Genomic DNA, 7,485 nt, shown 5'->3' with positions numbered 1-7,485 from the left:
GAGACGGTTCTCTTGGTCGAAAACCCATCTACCAGGGGCTTCACCACGTTGTCAGCCCAACTACCGGACCAAGGCGTCAGGTTGAAAAGGGCTCAGTGACGTGCGAACCCGAGAACAGCCTGATCACCACTGTCCGAGACGAAGCGGAAGGTGCGGCCAGCCCGCTTGAACCTGGCTGATCGCATCACTGGGGCCACATACTCCTTGACCAGCAAGTCCAGCGGTCTCATCAGTCTCACTTCCACGTCTACGCGCCCGCACGGCACCCAGTTGCTGCCGCAGCGTAGTGCCCCGCACTGACAGTCTCTGAGGTGCATTGCACCACCGGATGGAGATAGATGTCCGCGAGCGTGAGAGGTGCTCCGCAGGGTCACGCTCGAACCGCCCTTGATCACAATTCGATCGTGCCCTAGTAGCCCCAACTATCCGGAGATATTACTCATTTGACAGTCTCACGTGACACCGGCCCCGACGCCGAGCAGCGCGTAGACGACGGTGACGGGGCCGATGGTGAAAGCTCTCGCGCATCCGAACGAGCGTCGCGGACGGCAAGCAGTTACCTACGCCGTGAGTATGAGGCGTTGCGCTCCTGCCACAACCGTTGCAGAACCCCGTACACCCTGGGGTTGACGACGTGGGCGTCCAGGACTCCTAGGCTCGGCTGGCCGGATGTGAGGTCATGGCCTGTTCGCCGCCACGACGGCGGAAGGGGGGATCGTCCGTGGACCTGGTCCTGATCATTGTGTGGATCGGTCTGCCGCTCGTCGGGTTCCTCGGCTTCGTCGTGCTGGTGGGCGTGTTGCTGTGGAGGTACGGCGGCAGCGATGGTGGGCGCGGCCCCGGCGGCGGTTTCACCGGCGGTGGATCGGCGGGCTTCTGACCGTGCATGTACTACCCCGGGGGCCGGGCAGGCATCCTGCTCAGCCACCGACACGAGTTCCATGAGGTGACGACGGATGGGAGCAAGGTGAGCGGCCGGAGTCGGCAGGAAGAGCCTACGAGTTACGGACTTCAGCCACCGGCGGCGGCACCCGCGTCCGCAGCCGGTGACAAGCATGCCGCGGCGGGCCGGCACGAAGCGACGGCCGTCCCACTGCCGCACGCACGCACTGGGGCCGGGGCGGACCGGCAGGCAGGCGCGGGCCGGTTGGTGGGCGGCCGCTACCGGCTGCTGGAACGGCTCGGTGCCGGAGGGATGGGCACGGTGTGGCGGGCCCGGGACGAGGTCGTCGAACGTGACGTCGCCGTCAAGGAGCCGCAGGTTCCGGAGAACCTGGGGGCGGCCGACCGCCGTACGGCCTTCCTGCGGATCGAACGGGAGGCCCGGGCGGCTGCCCGTATCGACCACCCGTCGGTCGTGACCATCCACGACGTGGTCAGCGAAGGGGGCCGGCCCTGGATCGTGATGGAGCTGCTGCGTGGGAAGTCCCTGGCCGAGCTTCTGGAGGAGGGCACCATGGCCCCGGCGGAGGCCGCCCGGATCGGACTGGCGGTCCTAGGTGCCCTCGCCGCGGCCCATGAGGCGGGAGTGCTGCACCGCGACGTGAAGCCCGGCAACGTGATGGTCGGCCGCCACGATCGGGTGGTGCTCACCGACTTCGGGATCGCGCAGGTCGAGGGTGAGCAGAAGCTCACCGAGACGGGCGCTTTCATCGGCTCGCCCGAGTACATCGCCCCCGAGCGTGTCCTGGGCCGTCGACCCGGTCCGGAGTCGGACCTGTGGTCGCTGGGCGTCCTGCTGTACCTGGCCGTGGAAGGAGTCTCCCCGTTCCGCCGCCAGACCACCCCCTCCACGCTCCAGGCCGTCCTCCTGGCTGAGCTTCCTCCCCCACAGAACGCCGGAGAACTCACCGGTCCGATCACCGGGCTGCTGCGCAAGGAACCGGAGAGCCGCCTGACCGCCCAGGCCGTCCAGCCACTGCTGCACACGCTCACTCTGCCCGCCCCGCCGCCCCCGACACTGCGGTACCCGTCTGCCGGACCGCCCGGATCTGCCACGACGGCTCGGCAGCCGGTCTGGCGCAGGAACCCGCGCGTCTCCGTCGCGGTGGCCGCGGTGCTCGCCCTCGCGGTCACGGCGGCCACCGTGGTGGTGACGAACCGGGACGACGTCCCGGACGGGTGGAAGAGGTACGACGAGTACCGGATGAATCTGTCCGTGGCCGCGCCCGTCGGCTGGGCCATCACCACCGAGGACGACCTGAGCGGAGAGAACGGTCCTTACCGTGGTACCCGTTACACCTCCCCCAAGGGGGACGTGTCCTTGCTGGTCGACCGCAAGGAGAAGGTCACGGAAACCCCGCGGGCCGTCGCCGACCGCTGGAAGCAGGAGAGCGAGGCCGCTGTGACGCCCACCGGCGGCAAGCCCAGCGTCGTCCGCATCGAGTCGACCACCCACCAGGGCCGGGACGCGGCCGTCATCACCGAGTCCTACAGCGAGAACAGCGAGGGGACTCCCCGCCGCTTCCGGAAGGTCCTCATCGTCACCACCTCGGGACAGGAACGTCTGACTCTCGGGGTCTACCTGTCCGACGGCCGGTCGGCGCGGAAGACAGCCGACGACATCCTCGCCAAGGCTCGGGCAGCCTTCCGGATCCGTAACCTCTGAGGCGTATGACGGCGGCGGATCCGACGAGCTACGCTGCGCGCTTCGGAACAGCGCAGGTTACGGCAGCGCCGGCGAGTTCAGGGGGCTGTTGATTCGCACGCGATCCGAGCGGCAACGTCGCAGTAGGACGGCGGGAAGAGGGTAGGCGGCGGCAAGCGCCACCTGGTGGTGGACTGTCTCGGCCTGGTCCTGGCGGTGGCGCTGACGCGGCGAGCGTGCAGGACCGCGACGCCTCCGTGACGCTGCTCGAACGGGCGCGACAGGTGTACTTCCCCGTCCGCCTTGCCTGGGCGGACGGTGCCTGCTGACTACGCAAGAACGTGATCAGCTGGAGGGTTTGGGCCGGCGCGGATGACCGCTGCAGGCGTTGATCCGCGCTCCCGGATCGTCCTGGCCTGTGCCAGGGCGCCACCAATCGCGAGGTGGCGTGTCAGGTCGGGGCGGAGGAGCACACGGTCGGCAAGTGGCGGGCGCGCTTTGTGTGCGCGACCGAAACCGTCCGAGGAAAGCGCAGTGCAGTCGCCCAGCGACATGGCCTTGGGGGTGGGACGAGGTACAGCGGGAAGACCGTGTCGTTGCCGTGGAGCAGGGCCGAGTCGACCAATCGGCAAGGTCGCAACGTTCACTTCGAGCGGGATCTCGGCAGACGCGTCACCATGGCAAGGAAGCCTTGGAGGGGGCCGGCTCATCCTGAGCATCCAGAAGCGGAGCCGCATCGGTCGGCTCCAGCTGATCCTCGACCTCAACAGTAGTACGCGCCACCGCTGTGTACGTCTGATGCTCAGGGATCACTGGTATGCAGTGAGTGGAGCGCCCTGGGTTCGCTGTCTGTCATCAAACCCAGGGCATTGCACTCGGTCGATCGCCAGGTCGGCTCAGCAGCTCGGGAGTTACACCGCTCACCGTACAGACCTTCACAGGCATCGCCTCCCGTTCAGGAACGGGGGCGTGCTCGTGCCGTGGCGACGGCTGTGGGTGCCTGAAGGCGTGAGGTCTGGCGTGAGTGGATGATCGAGCGTGTTGTCAGTGGCAGGAGGGATGATCTGTTGGTGACTTCACTACTGGATGACGTGCGCGCGAGCGCGGATTGGATCGCTTCCGCTCTCGGCTCTTCGGGTTACCAGTCGGACTTCTCCCCGGGCAGCCTGCGCGATGTCGAACGATTCATGACAGAGCACAGCAGCTCGGGTGCGGCGGTGGGGGGTGGCCTCTTGGCTGCTGACCTCGGGGCCCGTCTGTTCGGCGTGGGCTGCTATGTCGGCGAAACGATCCGGCTCAGTGTAGGCGGTGTCTGGGAGGCGGACGACGCCGACCCGGCAGGCGAGCTGAGCGTCAGGCTCCGGCTCGTCAGCGGATCAGTGATCTGGCCGGTCCAGCGTGTGGTCAAGCGGTTTCAGAATGGCCCTGAGGACAGCCTCACCGCCTATGGGGTCTTCCTCGGTCTGGACGTGCCTGTCGACTGAGAAGGCAGTCAGTCATGCACAGTCGCTGGTTCCTCGGCCAGCGAGGGTGGCGCCTTCCGGGCCAGGCGCCTGGTCACAAGGGTGATGGCGGCCCAAGTGATCAGGGTTTCGGGGTGCTGATGAGGCGTTGCATCCGAGGACGAGAAGCCGTCGCCGCGCCGTACGCAGGCCGGCAAGAGGAGCCGTGGCCATATCGAGGTGCGTTGGTGCCTGTGGCTTGTGCAGACTCCAGGCATGGCTGCTGATACCGCCGTCTCGCTTCACGGGAGGGCGCTGCGACATGTCGCGCCCCGGCTCCACATTCCGGACGGGCTACGTCATCAACTCGATGTGCGGGTGCTCGGGCTCCGCCGGGCAGATGAACAGGTGCTGCCGGTAGCCGCTGCCTATCTGGACCCCGGTCGCGTTGTAGCCGCGGTGGCCGGGGTACGGTCCAGCACCTGGATGGGGGTGCGGAGACCAACTGTTCCCGGCGTCGTCCCCTTCCTCGAACGTGGCGATGGTCATCAGGACCTCCATCCTGGTGCCGCACTCGGAGCAGGGGTGCGGGCTGGGGTCGGTGGCGTTCCAAGCGGGCCAGCCGCCGACCTTCCAGCCGGGTGCGTTGGACAGCACACAGTCGTAGTACGTGTCAGGGTCCATGTCTTCCTCTGCTGCCTGCGGCACACTCCACTGCTTGAGCTGCTCCCGCAGTTCTTCGCTCAGTTCCAGATGGTCGGGGTACTCGGTGATCTGCTCCGGTTCGAGCACGCACGGTTCCGGCAGATAGCCGTCGAACTGCACGGCGGGCGGCTCGGGGGGCGTGTCGAGAGTGTCGGTGACGGCTGCTGCCGAACGCCAGAAGAGCAGGGTCCTGGGCATGATCGGGTGATCGAAAGGGCACCACAGAACCTGCAGCAGGTCCTTGCCCTCCGGCGGGCTCAGATCGGGCACATCCCGCACGTACAGTTGCGTGACGGGCAGCATCGCTATGGGGCCGTCGTACGCCTGGACCTCCAGCTTCACCGGATACGTCCGAGGGGGCCGGATCCGCTCGAGAGTTTCCCGTTCTTCCGGAGTCAGGTCCCGGCCGTGCGAGGCGGCGAAGATCCGTCGTTCCAGCCGCAGATCCGCCGGGGACAGGGCTGGGTCGATGCCATTCACCACATGCGGTTCCTGGCAGTGCGGCCACGGCTCCTCGGCGGGCCACAGCAGGGGCCCGCCGATCGAGCTGTCGTGCCATGTCGGCGCCCCAGGACGGGGGTGCAGGCGGGTCGCCGTGCGGGCCAGCGGTGCCAGTTGGGGAAAGACCGCGGCAACGTCGATCGGCCGTGGCGGAGTGACAGGAGTGACATTCATGGCCGCAATCTTGCCAATCGCCTCTGACAACGGCCCTCGTGGCCGCCCCCGAAGAGCTCCGGCACCGGCGCCGTCCGGGAGAGCACTACCGCCGATCCGTTGCCGGCAGATGCCCCGCGAGCAGGTCCACGATCGCCGCGAAGAGCGCAAAGGGTGCCATGCGCCATGAGGCTACTTCCCTCCGAGAAGCCGCTGTCCTCAGATCCTCGCGCTCACGACGACCGGCATCAGCACTCCGACGGACACCGCGACCGCTGCGGTGCCGAGAACCGTCCACCTGCTCCAACAGTGCATGGGACATCGGCCGCCGGATCACCCTCCGCCCGCGAGCGGAGTAAGAAGCGATTCAGCAGGCTGGAGTCCACCGCCACTTCAGTTGCAGCCCTTCACGGCTATGGCATGCCGCCACGGCGGTGGCGCTGCGTGACTCTGAGCGCGCCCGGCACCCGGCGCCACGCAGCGCCTTCCGCCCGGAACCCTCAGCTGCTGACTCGCGTGCAGGTGAGGAACACCGCGCCGCTCTTGAGCACGGTGTGGTCGGCGAGTGTCCAGGTGCGCGGGTCGAAGGCGGCCTTGCGAGAGAACAGCGGGATCCCGTCACCGATGGTCAGCGGACCGACTTTGAGGATCAGCATGTCGATCTCGGAGTACAGGGAGCCCGCGAGCTCGGCGCCACCGAGCAGCCAGATGTCCTTGCCGTCCTGCCGCTTGAGTTCCCGCACGGTCGCCACCGGGTCGTCGGCGACCAGTTCGACCGCCGGGTCCGGGCTCTCGGTCAGGGTCCGGGAGAAGACCAAGTGACGCAGGTGGGGGTAGGCGTCGGGGATACCGGCCGCGAGACCGATCTCATAGCTGCGCCGTCCCTCCAGCACCGTGTCGAAGTGGGTGCCTTCCGCTGTGACGGACAGTGCCTGCCGGGCCTGGACGGGCAACGTCTCCGGGTACTCTGCCGCGAGGTGCTGTATGTAGTCCTCCGGTATGGGCCAGAACCCGTTCGGACCGGTGGGATCCGCGCCGTCCGGGCCCGCGATGAAGCCATCGAGGGTGGTGGCGACGTAGTGGACGAGCCTGCGCATACCGGGTCCCTTCCGTTGGTCATACTGTTGCGGTGCGGCCCGGGGACAGCCGGATGACATGCCGACAGGCCGCTGAGTGATCATGACACCCCGCCCAGCGACGCGGGCGCCGTTCTGCCATATCGCACGGATACCTCAGCCCCCGATGCCGGCCAACAGTCAGCACCGGCCTCGCCACCGGAGGCAACCCGGGAGCCTGGAAACAGGCCCAGCCCGACGGCTTCTCCACCTCAGCAGGCAATCACATCGAGCGCTGGCCACCCCCACAAAGCGCCCGAATCGGCCTGGCTCATAGCCGCTCCCCGACTGCACAGTTGCCGTTCGAGCGCGAACCCGAGCGTGCTCAGCGAGTCAGTGCACAGCCTGCGAAGAGGATGCCAACCAGGCAAAACGCGAAGAAGGCAAGCTGTCGGCGATGCGGCCTGATGTGGTCCGTCGCCTCGCCACTGCGCCACCGCACAAGGATCTCCCTGAACATCGCGCGCTGGGGAATCAGCCCCAGGGCCAGGCCGATGTGAGCACATGAGTACATGACGAGTGCTCCGGTCAGGCCAATGCCCTGCGACCGGCAGACCACGACCAGGAACGCGCCGCCGGAAGCCGGCTACCGCCACGTCGCCGCGCAGACCTGAGCAGTACGTGGCGGCGAAGTGGCGGCAGGTTGTCGGTTCCACGATGCATTGCGTCGCGGGCGACGGGATCGGCATCCTGGCCGCCGCCGTGGTGACCTCCGCGATCGGGATCCCGATGTGAGCCGATGTCCTGTGCGAGTACACCTTCGGCTTCCTGTTCGACAGGACCGTTCCAGGCCCTGTTCGAAAGCTTGACGTTTATGGTCTGGCGTCGAACGCGGCTCGAACTTGATCGGCGTTTTCGCAGTTCACCGGACACGAAGGCGGCCCTCGTCTGACTGGGTGTTCTCTATCCGCTCGGGTGACCGGGTGGGGTTCGAACAGGGGCCTGGTTCGGGTGAGTCGGCCGGTGCGGGTGCATGGAAGAA

At 67.4% G+C, this 7,485-nt stretch carries 6 protein-coding genes and 1 pseudogene; 5 read left to right on the top strand and 2 right to left on the bottom strand.

All coding sequences use genetic code 11. The features are described from left to right. Positions 1 to 721: 721 nt before the first annotated feature. The 4 genes and pseudogenes from AB0E77_RS34010 to AB0E77_RS33995 all read left to right on the top strand — a co-directional run bounded on the left by AB0E77_RS34010 (position 722) and on the right by AB0E77_RS33995 (position 4,071). Positions 722 to 880 (top strand): hypothetical protein, encoded by a 159-nt coding sequence (locus AB0E77_RS34010; protein WP_361578821.1) that lies wholly within the window; start codon positions 722 to 724, stop codon positions 878 to 880. Between the two features lie 270 nt (positions 881 to 1,150). After that, on the top strand, positions 1,151 to 2,608 hold the full coding sequence (locus AB0E77_RS34005) for a serine/threonine-protein kinase (protein ID WP_361578818.1): 1,458 nt from the start codon (positions 1,151 to 1,153) through the stop codon (positions 2,606 to 2,608). 126 nt (positions 2,609 to 2,734) lie between these two features. Further along, positions 2,735 to 2,862 (top strand): annotated as a pseudogene (locus tag AB0E77_RS34000) (transposase); the annotation flags it as partial. A gap of 753 nt (positions 2,863 to 3,615) precedes the next feature. Beyond that, the gene (locus AB0E77_RS33995) at positions 3,616 to 4,071 is read left to right on the top strand and encodes a hypothetical protein (protein ID WP_361578815.1); all 456 of its coding nucleotides are present in this window, start codon (positions 3,616 to 3,618) and stop codon (positions 4,069 to 4,071) included. Between the two features lie 312 nt (positions 4,072 to 4,383). Here the strand turns inward: AB0E77_RS33995 and AB0E77_RS33990 are convergent, their stop codons facing one another. Together AB0E77_RS33990 and AB0E77_RS33985 are read right to left on the bottom strand one after the other, a co-directional pair. Further along, positions 4,384 to 5,409: a hypothetical protein gene (locus tag AB0E77_RS33990; RefSeq protein WP_361578812.1), complete on the bottom strand. Its 1,026-nt coding sequence runs from the start codon at positions 5,407 to 5,409 to the stop codon at positions 4,384 to 4,386. A gap of 479 nt (positions 5,410 to 5,888) precedes the next feature. Continuing rightward, entirely contained in the window at positions 5,889 to 6,485 is a 597-nt protein-coding gene (locus tag AB0E77_RS33985) for a dihydrofolate reductase family protein (RefSeq protein ID WP_361578809.1), read from the bottom strand. A 537-nt stretch (positions 6,486 to 7,022) separates the two neighbouring features. On the opposite strand from AB0E77_RS33985, the gene AB0E77_RS33980 reads away from it, so the two are divergent. Beyond that, entirely contained in the window at positions 7,023 to 7,238 is a 216-nt protein-coding gene (locus AB0E77_RS33980; protein ID WP_361578806.1) for a DUF4396 domain-containing protein, read from the top strand. The last annotated feature ends 247 nt before the right edge of the window (positions 7,239 to 7,485 follow it).

Source organism: Streptomyces sp. NPDC032940 (assembly GCF_040636935.1).
GTDB lineage: Bacteria > Actinomycetota > Actinomycetes > Streptomycetales > Streptomycetaceae > Streptomyces.
The sequence above is the reverse complement of the archived record's forward strand: the minus strand, read 5'-3'. Positions and strand labels throughout refer to the sequence as shown.

Bases quoted from the DNA above. Each gene is read 5' to 3' on its own strand.
- AB0E77_RS33995 (WP_361578815.1), top strand. From the start codon at position 3,616: ATGATCGAGCGTGTTGTCAGTGGCAGGAGGGATGATCTGTTGGTGACT.
- AB0E77_RS33990 (WP_361578812.1), bottom strand. From the start codon at position 5,409: ATGAATGTCACTCCTGTCACTCCGCCACGGCCGATCGACGTTGCCGCG.
- AB0E77_RS33985 (WP_361578809.1), bottom strand. From the start codon at position 6,485: ATGCGCAGGCTCGTCCACTACGTCGCCACCACCCTCGATGGCTTCATC.